This is a genomic window from Enterococcus sp. AZ163, from assembly GCF_050498925.1.
In the GTDB taxonomy this organism is placed as follows: domain Bacteria; phylum Bacillota; class Bacilli; order Lactobacillales; family Enterococcaceae; genus Enterococcus_A; species Enterococcus_A ferrettii.
Genome location: NZ_JBIPAO010000001.1, coordinates 1563789 through 1580891 on the forward strand (window position 1 = coordinate 1563789; position 17103 = coordinate 1580891).

General features: G+C 40.4%; 14 protein-coding genes. 13 read left to right on the plus strand and 1 reads right to left on the minus strand.

Features of this window, described 5'->3' with window-relative positions; all coding sequences use genetic code 11:
- Positions 1-19 precede the first annotated feature (19 nt).
- The 8 genes from IGI46_RS07460 to IGI46_RS07495 all read left to right on the plus strand — a co-directional run bounded on the left by IGI46_RS07460 (position 20) and on the right by IGI46_RS07495 (position 9884).
- Positions 20-367 carry a 2-dehydro-3-deoxyphosphogluconate aldolase gene (locus tag IGI46_RS07460; RefSeq protein WP_429962714.1) on the plus strand — a complete coding sequence of 116 codons (348 nt, stop codon included), beginning with the start codon at positions 20-22 and terminating at the stop codon, positions 365-367.
- A 198-nt stretch (positions 368-565) separates the two neighbouring features.
- Positions 566-3298: a cation-translocating P-type ATPase gene (locus IGI46_RS07465; protein ID WP_429962715.1), complete on the plus strand. Its 2733-nt coding sequence runs from the start codon at positions 566-568 to the stop codon at positions 3296-3298.
- Positions 3299-3465: 167 nt separating this feature from the next.
- Complete coding sequence (locus IGI46_RS07470) at positions 3466-5955, plus strand: sigma 54-interacting transcriptional regulator (RefSeq protein ID WP_429973186.1); 2490 nt, start codon at positions 3466-3468, stop codon at positions 5953-5955.
- A gap of 145 nt (positions 5956-6100) precedes the next feature.
- Positions 6101-6868 (plus strand): PTS mannose/fructose/sorbose/N-acetylgalactosamine transporter subunit IIC, encoded by a 768-nt coding sequence (locus tag IGI46_RS07475; RefSeq protein WP_429973953.1) that lies wholly within the window; start codon positions 6101-6103, stop codon positions 6866-6868.
- Positions 6861-7655, plus strand: coding sequence for a PTS system mannose/fructose/sorbose family transporter subunit IID (locus IGI46_RS07480; RefSeq protein ID WP_207702091.1), 795 nt, complete (start codon positions 6861-6863; stop codon positions 7653-7655). Before IGI46_RS07475 ends, IGI46_RS07480 begins: the two co-directional genes overlap by 8 nt.
- A 12-nt stretch (positions 7656-7667) precedes the next feature.
- Positions 7668-8147, plus strand: a complete 480-nt coding sequence (locus IGI46_RS07485; protein ID WP_207702090.1) for a PTS system mannose/fructose/N-acetylgalactosamine-transporter subunit IIB — start codon at positions 7668-7670, stop codon at positions 8145-8147.
- A gap of 11 nt (positions 8148-8158) precedes the next feature.
- Positions 8159-8572: a PTS sugar transporter subunit IIA gene (locus IGI46_RS07490; protein WP_207702089.1), complete on the plus strand. Its 414-nt coding sequence runs from the start codon at positions 8159-8161 to the stop codon at positions 8570-8572.
- Positions 8573-8585: 13 nt separating this feature from the next.
- Entirely contained in the window at positions 8586-9884 is a 1299-nt protein-coding gene (locus tag IGI46_RS07495) for a glycoside hydrolase family 32 protein (RefSeq protein ID WP_429973187.1), read from the plus strand.
- 109 nt (positions 9885-9993) lie between these two features.
- On the opposite strand, the gene IGI46_RS07500 is transcribed toward IGI46_RS07495, so the two are convergent.
- Positions 9994-10560 (minus strand): histidine phosphatase family protein, encoded by a 567-nt coding sequence (locus IGI46_RS07500; RefSeq protein WP_429962719.1) that lies wholly within the window; start codon positions 10558-10560, stop codon positions 9994-9996.
- A gap of 142 nt (positions 10561-10702) precedes the next feature.
- Between IGI46_RS07500 and IGI46_RS07505 the strand changes: the two genes are divergently transcribed.
- The 5 genes from IGI46_RS07505 to gadC all read left to right on the plus strand — a co-directional run bounded on the left by IGI46_RS07505 (position 10703) and on the right by gadC (position 17101).
- Positions 10703-11824, plus strand: coding sequence for an aminotransferase (locus tag IGI46_RS07505; RefSeq protein WP_429973188.1), 1122 nt, complete (start codon positions 10703-10705; stop codon positions 11822-11824).
- A gap of 374 nt (positions 11825-12198) precedes the next feature.
- Complete coding sequence (locus tag IGI46_RS07510) at positions 12199-13212, plus strand: hypothetical protein (RefSeq protein ID WP_429973189.1); 1014 nt, start codon at positions 12199-12201, stop codon at positions 13210-13212.
- 194 nt (positions 13213-13406) lie between these two features.
- Positions 13407-14609 carry an MFS transporter gene (locus IGI46_RS07515; protein ID WP_429962723.1) on the plus strand — a complete coding sequence of 401 codons (1203 nt, stop codon included), beginning with the start codon at positions 13407-13409 and terminating at the stop codon, positions 14607-14609.
- Positions 14610-14753: 144 nt separating this feature from the next.
- Positions 14754-15371 (plus strand): isochorismatase family protein, encoded by a 618-nt coding sequence (locus IGI46_RS07520; RefSeq protein WP_207702081.1) that lies wholly within the window; start codon positions 14754-14756, stop codon positions 15369-15371.
- A 218-nt stretch (positions 15372-15589) separates the two neighbouring features.
- On the plus strand, positions 15590-17101 hold the full coding sequence (gene gadC, locus IGI46_RS07525) for a glutamate:gamma-aminobutyrate antiporter (protein WP_207702080.1): 1512 nt from the start codon (positions 15590-15592) through the stop codon (positions 17099-17101).
- Positions 17102-17103 lie beyond the last annotated feature (2 nt).

A 17103-nucleotide genomic window follows, 5' to 3' on the forward strand; every position in this document is an offset into this window, starting at 1 on the left:
TAAGGAAGAGGTACGAAAAATGACAAACAAATTTGAATTAGAACATATTGGTATCAATACGGAAAATGCACAGGTGGCTGAAGAGTTAGCACAGCTGTTAAGCAGCATGTTTAATTTAGCTCCTCGGCATGGACAGAAGTCGGAATTCGCGGGTGACTATTTTGAGTGCATGCGTAGTCCTTTCCTAGGTAAAAATGGACATATTGCTATGCGAACAGCTAATTTAGAAGATGCAGTGGTAGAGCTTAAGGAAAAAGGATTGAGTTTTAATATGGATACAGCTGCCTATGATGAAGAGGAAAAGCTTAAAAATATTTATCTAGCGGGAGAATTTGGCGGGTTTGCCATTCACATTTTGAAAAAGTAACACAGAATATGTCTGCTAATTTTATAACATCAGTTATCATCTTTTAAAGAAAAATAGCATGAGGGAGTAACTGGCAGCGCAGGCTGTGGCAGCATCACCAATCCTGAAAGAAATTTCTGGTGCTGTCTTAAACGGTGAGACTTGTGTATGTTTAGAGCATATACAGGTCTCTTTTTTATCGAATAAAGGGAGGCAATTATGACAGAACAACAAAAGAATGTGCGTTTTTATGCGTTAGACGTAGAAAGTGCTCTATTTGAGGTGAAGGCTTCACCAGTAGGTTTAAGTAAGGAAGAAGCTAAAAAAAGATTAGAGACCTATGGGAAAAATGAATTAGCAGAAGGTAAGAAAAAGAGTCTAATTATGAAATTTGCTGAGCAATTCAAGGACTTTATGATTTTGGTATTATTGGCAGCTGCAATTATTTCAGCGATTGTTTCTCATGAGATTGTGGATTCAATGATTATTCTTTTGGTGGTAATCATTAACGCGATAATGGGTGTCTTTCAAGAAGCTAAAGCTGAGCAAGCTATTGAAGCATTAAAGAAAATGTCTACTCCCAATGCTAATGTATTACGGAATGGGCATACCCTTTCTATCAAGAGCGACGAGCTGGTTCCAGGAGATATTGTTTTGCTGGAAGCTGGAGATGTGGTTCCGGCTGACCTTCGTCTTCTGGAGGCAGCATCTTTGAAGATTGAAGAAGCCGCTTTGACAGGAGAATCTGTTCCAGTAGAAAAAGAATTGATTGTTCTTCCAGCAGAAGAAATCGGTATCGGTGACCGGATAAACATGGCTTTTTCTAATAGTAACGTTACTTATGGTCGAGGAAAAGGTGTGGTAGTTAATACTGGAATGAGTACCGAAGTTGGCAAGATAGCAGACATGCTGGCACAAGCCGATGAAACGGAAACGCCGTTGAAAAACAATTTGAACGAATTAGGGAAATTCTTGACCATTGCAATTATTGTGATTGCTATTATCATGTTTGTTGTCGGAACTGTATTTAATGGAACCTCGTTTGTGGATATGCTGTTAACTTCGATTTCTCTTGCAGTTGCGGCTATTCCAGAGGGACTACCGGCAATAGTAACGATTATTTTAGCATTAGGCACACAGGTCATGGCGAAACGTAATTCGGTGATCCGTAAGCTTCCGGCAGTTGAAACATTGGGGAGTACAGATATTATTGCTTCAGATAAAACTGGAACTTTAACTTTGAACCAAATGACGGTAGAAAAGCTGTACTATGATTTCCATCAGGTGGCTTCAGTCGAACCGATTGATTTAACTAATAAGGCTTTGCGAATCATGAATTATGTTAACGATACGAAGATAGCTCAAGACGGTTCTTTAATCGGTGATCCCACAGAAACAGCATTAGTTCAGTTTGGCTTGGATCATCAATTGGATTTAGCTGCTTGTTTGAAGCAGGAACCGCGTGTAGCTGAATTACCCTTCGATTCAGAGCGTAAATTGATGAGTACAATACACCAAATGGCTAACGGAAAATACTTAGTAGCAGTCAAGGGAGCTCCAGACGTGTTGATTGAGCGAACAAACCGTGTATTGTCACAGAATCAGGAACTTCCAATGACTCAGGAGCAAAGAAAAGAAATCTTATTTAACAATACAGATATGGCGAAGCAGGCTCTGCGGGTCTTAGCGATGGGGTACAAATATCTTGATGAACTACCGGAAAAATTGACTTCAGAGGAGCTGGAAAATGATTTAGTTTTTGCCGGCTTGGTGGGGATGATCGATCCGGAAAGAAAAGAAGCTGCTGAAGCAGTTCGTTTAGCTAAATCAGCAGGCATTCGACCAATTATGATTACCGGTGATCATAAGGATACGGCTGAGGCGATCGCCGTTCGCTTAGGAATTATCCGTGCTGGAAACGACAAGGCTGTGCTGACTGGCGCAGAATTAAATGAGCTGACAGATGAAGAATTTGCAAAGCGAGTTTATGACTACTCCGTGTATGCTCGGGTATCACCAGAGCATAAGGTTCGTATCGTTAAAGCTTGGCAAAAAGAGGGTAAGGTTGTTGCTATGACTGGTGATGGTGTGAATGATGCCCCTTCATTAAAGCAAGCAGATATCGGTATCGGTATGGGAATCACTGGAACAGAGGTTTCCAAGGGGGCTTCTGATATGGTTCTGGCCGATGATAACTTTGCCACAATTGTCGTAGCAGTCGAAGAAGGACGGAAAGTATTCTCAAATATTCAGAAAACAGTCCAATATTTACTGGCGGCTAATTTAGGAGAAGTTTTGACTTTATTCCTTGCGACTTTGTTTGCGTGGGACACCTTGCTGCCGATTCATTTATTGTGGATCAATTTAGTTACAGACACTTTTCCAGCGATTGCTTTAGGAATGGAGCCGGCGGAAAAAGACTTGATGAGTCACAAACCAAGAGGCCGTAATTCCAATCTTTTCTCTGGCGGAGTTTTCAGCAGTATTATTTATCAAGGGATTTTAGAAGGTGGTATTACACTGTTCGTATATTGGTTCTCTTTACGTAATCCAGCTCATACTGCACTAAACATGCCCGAACTTTCATCGCAAGCATTGTATACGTTGCAGCATGCAGATGCTTTGACTATGTGCTTTGCGACCCTTGGATTTATGCAGTTATTCCATGCATTTAATGTGAAATCAGTTAAACAATCCATCTTTAAAGTAGGACCTTTCCGCAACAAAGCCTTCAATTGGGCGATTTTATTGTCCTTCGCCTTAATGGGAATTATTATTTTAGTGCCAGGATTAAATGATATTTTCAAAGTTGCTTCCCTAAACGTTGGTCAGTGGACAGTAGTGGCAGTTGCTTCCTTTTCAATCATACCAATTGTTGAGATTGTAAAATTTGTTCAGCGAAAGGTTGAGACAACTCAGGAAAACGGACAAGGTATTCCTGCAAACAATTAATAATTTTCAGGTACTAAAAACGCTGCTTATCAGCTTTTTAGTACCTTTTTATTCCTATTTTAATAAGCGGTATGAGGATGAGCGAGCCAATGACTTAAAAAGTTGGTTTCTGTCACGCTATTGATTTTTTCCCCGTGGTCACGTATAAAGTAAATGAGGTGGGGAAGATGTATAGTGGAGAAATTTTGTTAGAAAAAATAAAAGCAGAGCTTGCACAAGGAGAAAAATTCACAGCTGCTGATATCGTTCAGCGGACTAGTTTATCCCGCAGCATGGTATCAAATTACTTAAACCAGTTAGTGAAGTCGGGAGAACTGGCGAAGGAAAATACGCGACCAACTCAATTTTGGCTGCCAGAGGTGACGAATGTTTTTGCAGAGGTGATTGGAAGTGAATATAGTTTGCGGCCAATTATTGAACAATGCAAGGCAGCGGTGAATTATCCACCAAACGGCTTGCCAGTAATTCTGCGAGGCAGCAGTGGGGTTGGAAAAAGTATGCTGGCTCGAAAAGTTTATGAATATGCAGTATCCCATAAGATTATTCCAATAGGTGCACCGTTCATTGTCTTGAATTGTGCGGATTATGCGAACAATCCTGAACTGCTGTCTTCTGTTCTTTTTGGTTATGTGAAGGGGGCTTTTACGGGAGCTGAGGGAGAGAAAAAAGGATTGCTGGACGCGGCTGATGGCGGCTATCTTTTTTTAGATGAGGTACATAATTTGTCGCAGGAAAATCAGGAAAAGCTCTTTTTACTCATTGATCAGAAGAAATTTCGCCGTTTGGGAGAAGAGGAGCAGTGGCAGGCAGCCGATATTCGCTTGATATTAGCAACGACTGAAGAAACCAGCAGTAGCTTGCTGGCAACCTTTAGACGAAGAATTCCCTTAGAGGTAACCTTGCCGGATTTTAAGGATCGGACAAGAAATGAGCGGATCCAGCTAATTTTGACTTTCTTTTCCTTGGAGGCTAGACAGATGAATAAGAAAATCTGTCTGCATCCATCGTTAATCGACCAGCTTTTGACTAATGAAGAAGAGGGCAACGTTGGAGCGATTCAAAATAAAATAAGACTCATGTGCGCGGCCACCTACAATCAGCAGGCCTCATTGAAGAATCTATTTATTCCCAGTTCTGGATTAGAGCAGTACATTGAAATTGATCCGGAGCATTTTGAAATAAAGGACACGCTTCGTACTAATGATCTGGCAGACCTGATTCATCCATACATAGATGGAAAAGAATTCGATGAACTGGTTGAACAGGTGCCCCTGCTCATTAAAGAGCTTGAAGCTTTGTTTCCAGCCAAAGAATTGTCAGCCAGTGCTGTAATGGTGAGGACACAACTGCAGGAAGGCAAGGAACGGTTCGCTTATTTTGGTATGGAACTGATGGAGCAGCAAATGTACCAATTGGCTTTATTAATTGATCTTTTTAGAGAAGAAGCATCCATTACTGTTCCGTCAATTGAACACAAACGTATGTCCAAATACTTTAATATGGCAAAAAGATTGTTGGAAATTGTTGAAACAGAAGCGACGGACACATTGTTGTATTTGCTGGCGGGCTATTTTGTCAACCAATTGCCGATTATTAGTCAGAAGAATGCGTTGATTCTAATGCATGGCAAGCAATCGGCTTCCAACTTGGTGAGGGAGGTCAATTATTTAGTCGATGACTACATTTTTGAGGCCTTTGATATGCCGATTCAGGTTGAGACGAAAGAAATTGTTGCGAAGGTGAATCGCTACGTTTCCCAGGTGGATACTCAAGACGGACTGATTTTACTAGTGGACATGGGGTCTCTGGAAAAGATGTATGAAGAGATTAAGGACAATGTTAGCGGAGACTTACTGATTGTAAACAATGTTTCTACTGCGTTGGCCCTACATTTTGGTTTTTCTTTGAAGCAAAATCGACCGATGGAGTATTTTACCACTCTGGATTACAGTGACTTTAACGTAAAACCGCAATATTTTGAAGGGATTTCTCAATCACCAAATATTGTTATTTCCTGTATGTCTGGTGATGGCATTGCTGACAAAGTTAAGGAGATTTTTCTGCAACAGGAACCAAAGACGAATGTCGAAATTGTTTTAATGGCATTTGATGAATTGAAGCAGTTGGAAAAGGAAAGAAGTCTAACTTCCTTTAAGAATACTTTGCTGATTATCAGTACATCAAAAGTTTCAGTGGCAGGAGTAAAAAGTTTAAATATTGAAGATCTGGTTAACGGTAGTCAAACGCTGGACTTTCTTCATACTATTTTTTCCGAAGAGCAGCTGAAGCTTATTACTAATGAGATTGTCAAACTATTTACGATTGAGGGTGCCAGTGCTCGCCTCCGATTCCTAAATCCGGATATGGTCATTAATGAAATCGAGACAGTGATCGCCGCTTTGGAGAACAAGTACCAAGTCGTTTTCAAAAACTTCATTCGGGTAAATCTGTTCTTGCATTTGTCTTCGATGATCGAACGACTGCTGGTGGGAGATGTTAGTGATGGAACATCGAGTGATCAAAGTACACAATTTAAAGAGTTCATTACAGCTGCCACGATAATCTTTGCTCCAATTTGTCAGAAATACAACATTCAAATTCCGGATAAGGAGTTTGAATACATTTATCAAATTATTCATTCGCAATTGAAAAGCTAGTGTTTATTCTGTTGAGCTAGTGTTTGTGACCGGCAAACACTAGCTTTTTCTGTAGTAAAGCTGCTGTAAAGGGGTTTGTAGTCGTTTTAGAAGTTGGCACACCACTTGCTTATAGATAAGTAAAGAAGGAGGAGAAAAAATGGATATTCAATTTTGGCAAGTAGCACTTATTGTGTTGTATGGATTTTTCATCAATTATGACAAAAACGGAACAATGCTGGGGACCTCTCAGCCGGTTACTGCGGGGATGCTGATAGGTCTGATTTTAGGGGACATTGCAACTGGACTTTATATTGGTGGAACATTGCAGCTGATGACGTTGGGAATTTCAAGCTTTGGTGGTGCTTCAGTACCTGATTATCAAACGGCAGCTTTGGTAGGTACTTATATTGCTATTACCACGGGACAAGAAGCATCAATTGGAATTACCTTAGCGATACCAGTAGCCATGCTGATGGTTCAATTGGATGTTCTAAAATGGACGACCAATATTTTTTTCCAAAACAAAGCGGAGAAATATGCGGATGAGGAAAACTATAAAGCAGTTGAACTGATGCATTTATGTGGTGTAGCCAATACCATGTTAACTTCTGGTATTCCGGTTTTACTTACGGTCATTGTTGGACCAACTGTTGTAGGAAAAGTTATTGAGTATATTCCTGAATGGTTAACAGGTGGTTTAACGGTTGCTGGCGGATTATTACCAGCTTTGGGGATTGGATTATTATTAAGATACTTACCAGTCAGAAGCTATTTTGGCTACTTGATTATCGGGTTTGTAGTGGCGGTTTATTTAAACATTCCAATTCTAGGCGTAGCTTTGCTAGGTGCGGCAATTGCCTTGATCCTGTTTAAGAAAAATAGTATGGCACAACCTGTTCAGGCTGTAGGAGGGATGGATGAAGATGAATAATCAAGTAAGTCAAAAAGCGAAAAATCGTACATTATTGCGTTGGATGTTAAACGGTGGTGCATCATTAAACTACGAAAAAATGATGGGTCTAGCTTATGCGTATTCCATGATGCCGTTTCTAAAGGAAAATTATCAAGACGATCCAGCAGGCTTGAAGCAGGCTGTGAAGATGCATTTACAATTTTTCAACACTAGTCCGTATGTTGCCCCTTATGTAATGGGTGTAAATATGGGTGTCGAAGAAGTGGAGAAGGCAAAGAATTTAGATACCATTATGGCGTTAAAGACTGGTTTGATGGGACCTTTGGCAGGTTTAGGCGACAGTGTTTTTGTAGTCATTCCTTGGACAATATTTGGCGCAATTGCAGCAAATATGGCACTGGAAGGCAGTGTAGTCGGGATCGTCATCTGGATTGCGGTTACGTGGTTATTGAAGGCGTTAGGAATTCCATTGTTCAAAGCAGGCTTAAAATCAGGAACAAGTCTATTGGCTTCAATTGAAACAAAACTAAAAGCCATCACTGAAAGTGTAGCGATTCTAGGATTGATGGTGGTAGGGGCACTGATCCCAACCGTAATAAAAGCAAATTTGGCCTTTACCTTCAAGCAAGGTTCGCTGGAAATGACGGGAGACGAAATTCTTAATCAGATTATGCCAGGAGTGATTCCGGCCTTGCTAGTCTTTGCAGTATATTATTTATTAGGTAAAAAAGTAAAACCGATCTATATTATTTTGATCATTATGGTTTTATCTGTCGGACTATATGCGTTAAATATCTTAAAATAGGGAGTGGAAAAAATGGAAGGAATTATTCATATTCGCGTGGACGATCGCTTAATCCACGGACAAGTTGCAACACAATGGACCAACGAGCTGGGAGCAACCCGTATAATGGTAATCAATGATGATGTAGCCGTTAATGATGTGCAAAAAACAGTATTGAGGATGGCTGCACCACCTAATGTAGCTACCTCTATCATTACTAAACAAACGGCAGCAACCAATATTTTGGCTGGAAAATATAAAGGACAAAAGGTATTAATTGTGGTGAAAAGTCCAGTTGATTTACTCGATTTGATGGAAATGGGCTTGCCCATTCAAACGGTCAACGTCGGCAATATGTCAGTGCGCGAGGGGACTCGTCATGTTCGACCAACTGTCAGCATTACTGAAACTGAAGAAGCGGCCTTCAAAGAATTATTAAATCGAGGCGTTGAAATCACGACGATTATGGTGCCAGGAGATAATAAAATTTACTTGAAGGATGTCATTGTGTAGGAGAGGATCGCATGTACGAAATAATCATTGCCAGCCATGGACCGCTGGCCTCAGCTATGAAGGAATCATTAAGCTTCTTTTTCCCAGAGAACGATCTTTACACAGTTGAAATCGACCAATCAGGAATTGAAAAATTTCAGGATCAGATGCAGGCAACAGTAGAGCAGCTCCAGGGGCAATCGATATTGATTTTTACTGATCTGCTCTATGGAACGCCCTTTAACGTTGCAGCAAAATGTGCTGGTGAATATGCTAAGGAATTTGAAATTATAGCAGGGGTTAATTTACCTTGTTTAGTTGAGGCAGTTAATTTGAGAAAGCAGCAGCAGTCGTTAAAGCAGGTTGTCCCTCAGCTATTGACCGCTGGCGCTCTATCGACCTTCACTCAACAGGCTCAGCTGCGAACGAATGAAGACGACGAATAGAAGGTGAACATACATGACACGCTATGGCTATCATATCGCTCCACAGCAGGGCTGGAGCAACGATCCCAATGGTTTGTGCTATTTTCAAGGACGATATCATGTTTTTTTTCAAAACAATCCGCTAGAAACGAATACGAAAACAATTGGTTGGGCGCATGTTTCCTCTGTGGACTTGATTCACTGGAAGAGGGAACCAATGGCCTTAATGCCAGACCAGGATTACGATCAGGATGGATGTTTTTCAGGGAGTGCAATTCAAGTGGGAGAAGCACTATACCTGCTGTATACTGGACACAAAAATCTTGCACAGGACTATGCAGAAACGCAGTGTTTAGCTGTTAGTCAGGATGCGGTAACTTTTGAAAAGTTCGAAAATAATCCGATTATTACAACACCACCGACAGGAAATACCCATCGTTTTCGTGATCCTAAAGTTTGGCAGGAGCAAGAAAAATTTTACGCGGTAATCGGAGGTGAAAGTCGGGAAAACCTGGGACAGGTTAATCTTTATCAAAGCGACAGCATTACCGGACCTTGGGAATATGTTAGACAAGTTGCTCAAGCACAGACTGGTCAAGGAACGATGTGGGAATGTCCGGATTATTTTACTCTCGATGGGAAAAGAGTGCTGTTGATTTCACCTAAAGGGCTGGATACAACGTACAAAGGCGGTTTCGATACAACGTACTTTCTAAGTGATGAACCAGCATGCTTTGAAGAAATGCAAGTTTTAGATGCAGGCACTGATTTTTATGCTGCAGCGACTTTCTTTGATCCGATTAAACAGCGACGCTTAGTGTGGGGCTGGTTTGGATTACCCGGTGAGCAGGAAAAGGAGAGTCAGCAGCAGGTAGGAGCCTTAACTTTGCCGCGAGAGTTGCGAATAAAAGATGGCAGTTTATGGATGCAGCCGATTGCGGAGCTGTATAAGTTACGAGAACAGTGCCAGAAGCTTGAAAATGGGCTGGTCATTGTGGAAACAACTGAACTTATTTTTCAGTCCAAAAATCTGTCTGCTTTCACCCTTAAATTAAGTACTGAGGAGGCTAGCTATCAAATCAGTTATGCTCATCAGCAACTGACGCTTGAGATTAAGGATGCGTTGAGAGATAGAATAGATGAGGTTTCTCTGGACATGGTTGAAGAGGTCCGTCTATTTCTTGACCGAGGACTAACCGAATTATTTATTAACAATGGGCAGCTTACGTTTACCAACAAGTGTGAGCTAAGGGGCCCGATAATGATAGAAACCAACGGGATTACTAATGGTAAGGTGTATTTACTGGCTTCTGATGAAAAAATCTGGCAGTAGTTTTCTACATACAAAACAAGGGAAGAACGGCAAGTAGTGTATTGAGCTCCAGAAGTTAGATTTTCGGTCTAACTTTTTTTGGTCACTCCACAGTCGTTCTTCCCTTATTTTAATTTTTATTTGGATCAGTAATCTCCAGCAGGCGGAAGGTATCCTCTTCAAATTCAAATTTCAATATACAGCAATTCCCTAAGCGCCCCGAATGAGTCAGCTTACTAGTGTGGGCCCAAGTACTTATAAACTGACGGCAGCAAGCCCCGTGAGAAACCATTAGGACATGCTCTTGTTCTTCTTTTTTCATTAGGTCAAGAATAGTGGCTGCAACTCGTTTTCTAAAGGGCTCTTCGCCTTCTCCACCAAAATTCACAAAGAAATCGCCATAAGGAAGCGGTGGAATCAGGTAATCATGTTCAGCCTCTAATGCTCCGAAATGCCATTCCTTTAGCCCCTTAATTCGCTGATAAGGCAGATTGGTAATCAACTCCAGTGTGTCGCTTGTTCGCTCTGAAGTTGATGAATAGGCACTACCTAACGGAATATCTGTAAAATAGTCAGCAGCAGATTTCGCTTGCTGCTTGCCCAATTCTGTTAAAGGCGAATCACACCAGCCCTGCATTTTTCCCTGCTGATTAAATAAGGTTTGTCCATGTCGCATTAAATAAAGTGTTTGTACCAAATATATCCCTTCACTTTTTCTGATACTCTCATTGTAACCTATCAAAGACTCGCTAAGGCAATAAGATTGTAAAAACTCTCTGACTATAATTGTCAGGTTTGTGGTATATTTTAAGAAAAGATGATGGGAAAGGAAGAAACGAATGAGAATTGAACCTTTTAAGGTCGAATTATGGATGAATGAACACGAAGACAAAGCTGTTTATAACACTGGAGAAACCTGTGTTGATTCCCTAAGTGTCGATGAATTGTTTGAATTAGCTGGCATTAACAAAGAAGAAAAACTAAATGAATTACTGCAAAAAAGACTGACTTACGGTCATATCTTTGGCAACCCTACCTTTAAAAAAGGGATTGCTTCTTTATATACAGGGATCAAGCCTGACCAAGTCTTAACCACTCATGGCGCAATTGGAGCGAATCATTTGGTTCTCTATTCAATGATTGAACCGGAGGATGAAGTAGTAGCGGTGCTGCCAACTTATCAGCAATTGTATTCAATTCCTGAATCGTTTAGAGCAACTGTTAAACGTCACACGTTAACACCAGAAAATAATTTTCTGCCAGATTTAGCTGAAGTACGCAAATTGGTGTCTGACAAGACTAAGATGATCATCATCAACAATCCGAATAATCCAGCGGGGTCTTTAATGGACCAAGACATGCTGCTGGAAATTGTAGCGATTGCTCAATCAGTAGATGCTTATGTTTTATCCGATGAAACGTATCGCGGCTTGACCCAAGCCGAGGAAGAAAGCCCGTCGATTGCTGATCTTTATGACAAAGGAATTAGCGTAAGCAGTATGTCGAAAGTCTTCTCCTTAGCTGGTTTGCGTCTAGGCTGGATCGCATCAACTAATCCTGAAGTCGGTGAGCAGTGCAGTTTGCATCGTGATCACAATACCATCAGCTGTGGCATGCTTGACGAAGAGTTGGCAGGGATTGCACTGGCTAACAAAGACAAAATTTTGGCCCGCAACAAAAAAATCGTGCGGGATAATTTAGCGATTTTAGACGAATGGGTGAAGAAGGAAAAGCATATTAGTTATGTGAAGCCTCAGGCGGGAACTGTTACGTTATTATACTACGATTTTGATCATCCCAGCCGCGAGCTATGTATTGATTTGATTGATAATCATGGGTTGCTGTTTACACCAGGCGATTGCTTTGAGTTCGAACATTGCGTACGGATCGGCTATGCTTGCGAAACCGAGGAATTAATTGCCGGGTTGAATAAATTTTCGGAGTATTTGGCAACAGTTTAAAAAACAACCTCTCGCCTTCATTCGGTGAGAGGTTGCTTTTCTGTTTCCAAGGATCAGGTGAATATAGGCAAACGGAGTACTTCGAATTAAAACAGAAGAACTGGTAGCCAACTTGGGTCATTGTTTTGTTCGAGGATAAACAGAGGTTAAGGAAGTATTTCTAGAAAATCATTTATGGGAAATTGATAACGGCAATGCTTAACAGGTTGTTTTTCACTTTTTTTCCAAAAAAGGTTAATTTTTTCTTAAGACAAAAGTTTAACAAAACGATTTGCAATTTTTTACATACCTTATACATGAGTAGATGCTGATCAACTGCGAAATCTGTCTCAGATTCAGAAATCTAGCACAAAAATGGATAAGGAGCTATGAATATGACTAAAGTATTGACCCAATATCAGTTGTTTGTTACTAAGAGAGAAAATTTAGAGAAAAAGATTGAGGAATTTTACAATGATACGAAACAGACTGCCTGTGTCATTCAGTATGCTTTAGCAATAATGGTAAAAAATGCCTTTTCTACACAAGACTTCTCTTATTTTGCTAAAGAATTGGTGTGTTCACTATTTTTAACTAGTTCAGTTGAAGAATTGAACTCCGTGCGAAATTTGTGTGTCTATTTTGAAGATTACTTTACTGAGGATGAGTGGGTTCAGGTTATTGATCGTTTATTTGAGAACCAAATAGAATATGCGCAATTAACAGAACAAACACGTTTACGTATAGAGAAGTTGCGTCCGATACTTAACGTGGGGGAACAAGCCGGCGAAAAGAAATTAACCTTAAAGGCTTTATTTAAAGATGAAAGTGGTAAGGGTCATAACTGGAGCTTGAGCAATGTGGTTGCTTTGCGTTCCTCTCAGGAACACCGAGCTCTTTTAAATATTCTGGGTGAATTAACTATTTTTCAAAAAGAAGGAATTCGTCGCTTTACAGAAGTGGTCTGGTTGGATTTTTCTATTGATGAGCGATTTCGCGATTTTGATATCCGCAATGAAGAAGATCCTAACTACCAGCCGGACAAATTAGAAACAGGCAAAACAACACAGCAGAAACAGAAGACCGATGAAAAGAAACCAAGGGAGACGGGGCATTCACCGCAGAAAAAGGATTTTTCGCAGGTGACAGATTCAAGTTTTTCTGAAGATTCTACAGCTAAAGGGCAGCCCAAGAAAAAAGATTTGTCCTTAAGTGGTACGAAGCTCAATCGTACCAAAGAAGAAATTTTAGAAGAAAAACGGCGAATCCGAGGCAAGGGAAAAAATCCCGATCTATTTGGCGAGCAGGCGAAGAAAAGAGAGGAAAAAAAGAAAGAGCAGGAGCTGAGAAAGAAACTGATGGGAAACAACAAGCCTAAAAAGAATCGGAAGAGGAAGAAGCGAAAGTAAAAGGGATTAGAACACCAGTGATAATTGTTTTGAATCTACCCAAAGCATCCTAATTGAACTCCAAGAGTTACCTGGGAGGATTGTTTTTATCAATAGAAGCAAAGAAATAGGATTGTATTCGCACTATCTGCAAGGTACAATCAATTTACACGTCTATTTGTGCTGCTTTTTGGATAAAATTTTGGAGGATAAGGATGAACCGTCACGAAAATGCTAAATTAAATTTACAATATATCAGTATGCAGATGCCCTATTGGATGGGATATTCCGTACTAGGAACTTTTACGTCAGTGTTTCTGCTTTCCCGTCAATTCAGCAATGGACAGATTGGTTTAGTACTGGCGATCGCCAATTTGGTAGCAACGCTGTTGCAACCCTTTATCGCCTCTTTTGCCGATCGGATGAAGAAGTTGACGTTATCTCATTTGGCTGCTGTTATGGCTGCCTTCGTTGTCGGGTTTTCTCTTATTCTAATTGTTTTGCCGAGCCAGTTTTTGCCGGTAGCGCTGATTTATATCTTACTTTACACTAGTTTGATTTTGCTGCAGCCAATCACGATTTCGGTAGGAACCTTCTTTATTAGCCGCGGCTATGGGCTCAATTTTGGCGTTGCTCGCGGATTGGGTTCGTTGGCTTTTGCCGGAGCATCGGCAGTAACTGGTGTTTTGATTGAGCGCTATTCTGCCAATGTGATTTTGTATTTGATGATGGGAATTTTTCTGTTCTTTATTGTTGCCACCTTTTGGATTGATACTAGGAAAAAGGCAGGTAAATATTCAGTCTCATTGACTGAAATGGAAGTTTCGGCAATCCCAGAGTTGGAGGAACCTAGCAGCTTACCGGTCTTTATAAAAAAATACAAACGTTTTATGGTCCTATTAATCGGGGTATCGATGCTGTTTGTTTTCCATACCATTGGGAACAGCTATATGTATCAGATTCTGGCGCCTTTAGGGGGGACAGAAGCGAATGTGGGGTCCTCTCTTTCGATTGCTGCTGTGAGTGAACTGCCGACGATGTTTCTATTTACTTGGTTGTTAACCCGCTTCCGCTGCAAGACCCTAATTCGGGTTGCTGCTTTCTTTTTCACGGTGAAAGCAGTACTGATGCTGGCAGCAGGAAATATTGCGATGATTAATGTGGCTCAAAGTCTGCAGATGCTGGGCTTTGCTTTGCACACGACGGCTTCAGTTTATTATACGAATCAAATTATTCCACAAAAAGACTTGATAAAAGGGCAAACGTTAATGGCGACTGCGAATACTATTGGCGGCATTGTCGGTTCCTTTTTAGGAGGACAGCTGTTGAATTTCTTTTCGGTTCAAGCAATGCTGCTGATAGGTACAATTATTTCGGCGGTCGGTACAATTATTGTCTTTTTAGCAGCAGAGGATTAAGAAAAAAAGAATCAATCTAAAATATTAGCGACATGATATGCCTTTAATTAGGAGTCATTTCGCTATTTTTTGCCTGTCCGGCAGATTGTTCGCCTAAATTATGGTTTCAGAGTATACTGGCCTTATTAAGAAAGGTGGATAAAAATGACAAGTTATGCAAAACGAACCGACGACCATTTGTTATCTCCAGATAATACTGTATTGACAGTAATTGACTATCAACCAACCCAAATTAACTCGATTAATTCTATGAATCGTTCAGAATTAATTCGCAACACCGAAATCGTAATCGAATTAGCGAAGTTATATAATATCCCAATCGTCTTATCAACAGTAAACGTTGAAAAGGGCTGGAACACTGATACGATTCCGGTTCTAAAACGAGCAGTTGGCGAAGATGCAATCTCGTATGACCGTAGCTCAATTAATGCTTGGGAAGATAAGGAATACAATGAAGCGATCAAAGCAACTGGCCGCAAGAAAATTTTGATCTTAGCATTATGGACAGAAGCATGTTTGACCTTTCCTACCTTGGATGCTATAAAAGAAGGCTTTGAAGTTTATCCGATTGTTGATGCAGTTGGCGGAACCTCTTTGGTAGCGCATGAAACTGCATTACGTCGTGTAGAACAAGCGGGGGCTCAATTAACCTCAATTTCTCAATTGGCTTGTGAATTACAGCGTGATTGGAATCGTGAAGAAACAACGGATGGATTCGATGAGTTATTAACTAAATTCGGTGCTTTTTCAAACTTAAGATAATTTCATGAAGTCGTATCTGATGAGGATACGACTTTTTTTGTCTGGACTTTTTCCAGATTTTTTTATTTTATGAAAGATGGAAATGAAAAAATCAGGAAAATTACTTCTTCATTCCCTGCTATACTTCGTCTTGTAAGAAAAGAGGTGTACGATTAGTGAAAAGGATTTGCTTTTCCTTTAAACAAAAAAGCAGAAAAATAAGATGAGGAAGTATTGATATGGACAAAAAACAATTATCTCTATTCGGCTTTTTTGCCTTAACGGCTTCGATGGTTTTGACCGTTTATGAGTACCCTACTTTTGCTACTTCTCAGCTGCATTTAGTCTTTTTCTTGTTATTAGGCGGTATTTTATGGTTTCTGCCGGTGGCGCTTTGTGCAGCAGAAATGGCGACAGTTGAAGGTTGGAAAGATGGCGGGATATTCAGCTGGGTCAGTCAAACCCTGGGTGAACGTTTTGGTTTCGCGGCCATTTTTTTCCAGTGGTTTCAAATTACAGTAGGTTTTATTACGATGATCTACTTTATTCTTGGTGCGCTATCCTATGTGCTGAATTTCCCAGAATTGAACACAGACCCCTTAATTAAATATATTGGTGTGCTAGTAATTTTTTGGGGACTAACTTTTTCTCAACTTGGAGGTACCAAACGGACGGCGAAAATTGCTAAGGCTGGTTTTGTGATTGGTATCGTCATTCCTTCGGTTATTCTGTTTGTTTTGGCAATTGCTTATTTTATTGGAGGTAATCCAATTCAAATGACACTAAGCCCTGAAGCTTTTATTCCTGACTTTTCAAAATTATCTACTTTGGTAGTTTTTGTTTCATTTATTTTAGCCTATATGGGAGTGGAAGCTTCGGCCTCTCACATCAATGAGTTAGAAAATCCACAAAGAAACTACCCGTTGGCGATGTTTTTATTGGTCATTTTAGCGATTGCTTTGGATGCAATTGGCGGCTTTTCGGTTGCAGCAGTTATTCCTCAAAAGGAATTGTCTTTAAGTGCAGGTGTGATCCAAACCTTTGAATCGTTAATTCTACACTTCAATGCACATTTAGGTTGGGCAGTAAAAATCATTGCACTAATGATTGCCTTTGGTGTAATGGGCGAAGTCAGTTCATGGGTTGTAGGTCCTTCCAGAGGAATGTTTACAGCAGCTCAAAGAGGGTTATTACCACCGTTCTTTCGTAAAACGAACCAGCATGGTGTGCCCGTTCCGTTAATTATGATTCAAGGAATTATTGTAACGATATGGGGAGCGGTCTTAACCTTTGGCGGTGGCGGAAATAACTTGTCATTTCTTGTAGCGATTTCGTTAACTGTGGTGATCTATTTAGTAGGCTATTTACTATTTTTTATCGGTTACTTTGTGTTAATTTTTAAGAAGAAAGATCTTAAGCGAACGTATAATGTTCCGGGTAAAACAGCGGGTAAAATAATAATCAGCGGAATAGGGTTCGTTTTATCAATCTTTGCCTTGCTGATTTCATTTGTTCCCCCAGCATCAATTGCAGCCAATGAACATCGGACGTATCAAATCATTTTGTTGATTAGCTTTATTGTAACGGTTTTGTTGCCCTTTATTATTTATGAGCTGCATGATAAGAAGCAGCACGCTGTTTTGGAAGAGCCTGTTCATATGAAGGCAGAAGAGGTCAATCGGTCTGTTTACCCAGCCGCTCGTGGTGAACATCATATTATTCAAAAAGACGAACATGTTTTAAAACACTAAGG

Coding starts and splice junctions, on each gene's coding strand:
- IGI46_RS07465 (WP_429962715.1), top strand. CDS start 566: ATGACAGAACAACAAAAGAATGTGCGTTTTTATGCGTTAGACGTAGAA.
- IGI46_RS07460 (WP_429962714.1), top strand. CDS start 20: ATGACAAACAAATTTGAATTAGAACATATTGGTATCAATACGGAAAAT.
- gadC (WP_207702080.1), top strand. CDS start 15,590: ATGGACAAAAAACAATTATCTCTATTCGGCTTTTTTGCCTTAACGGCT.
- IGI46_RS07510 (WP_429973189.1), top strand. CDS start 12,199: ATGACTAAAGTATTGACCCAATATCAGTTGTTTGTTACTAAGAGAGAA.
- IGI46_RS07495 (WP_429973187.1), top strand. CDS start 8,586: ATGACACGCTATGGCTATCATATCGCTCCACAGCAGGGCTGGAGCAAC.
- IGI46_RS07515 (WP_429962723.1), top strand. CDS start 13,407: ATGAACCGTCACGAAAATGCTAAATTAAATTTACAATATATCAGTATG.
- IGI46_RS07485 (WP_207702090.1), top strand. CDS start 7,668: ATGGAAGGAATTATTCATATTCGCGTGGACGATCGCTTAATCCACGGA.
- IGI46_RS07490 (WP_207702089.1), top strand. CDS start 8,159: ATGTACGAAATAATCATTGCCAGCCATGGACCGCTGGCCTCAGCTATG.
- IGI46_RS07505 (WP_429973188.1), top strand. CDS start 10,703: ATGAGAATTGAACCTTTTAAGGTCGAATTATGGATGAATGAACACGAA.
- IGI46_RS07470 (WP_429973186.1), top strand. CDS start 3,466: ATGTATAGTGGAGAAATTTTGTTAGAAAAAATAAAAGCAGAGCTTGCA.
- IGI46_RS07520 (WP_207702081.1), top strand. CDS start 14,754: ATGACAAGTTATGCAAAACGAACCGACGACCATTTGTTATCTCCAGAT.
- IGI46_RS07480 (WP_207702091.1), top strand. CDS start 6,861: ATGAATAATCAAGTAAGTCAAAAAGCGAAAAATCGTACATTATTGCGT.